1 protein-coding gene is annotated in these 237 nt (G+C 46.4%); it reads left to right on the top strand.

Going from position 1 to position 237, the window contains the following annotated elements:
- The coding region (locus ACEO2X_RS14770; protein ID WP_371972224.1) for a transposase at window positions 1-237 on the top strand (237 nt) is incomplete at both ends.

Raw genomic sequence — 237 nt, 5'->3', positions numbered from 1 at the left:
CGGTGATCTATGACTTTCAGGATAGTCGTTCAGGCCAGCATGCTGAAGAGTTCTTGAAAGGCTGGCAGGGCTATCTAGTCTGTGATGATTACAGTGGTTATAAAGCACGTTTTAAATCAGGTCAGGTCATTGAGGTGGGCTGCATGGCGCATGCGCGTCGTAAATTCCATGAACTGCATGTGACCAAAAAAAGTCAGGTCGCTGAACAGGCATTAGTGCTGATTCAGAAACTGTATG

The sequence above is a fragment of the Acinetobacter sp. AL9 genome, assembly GCF_041464035.1.
Taxonomy (GTDB): domain Bacteria; phylum Pseudomonadota; class Gammaproteobacteria; order Pseudomonadales; family Moraxellaceae; genus Acinetobacter; species Acinetobacter towneri.
Note: the sequence above shows the minus strand (reverse complement) of the source record. Positions and strands in the feature narration are given on the sequence as shown.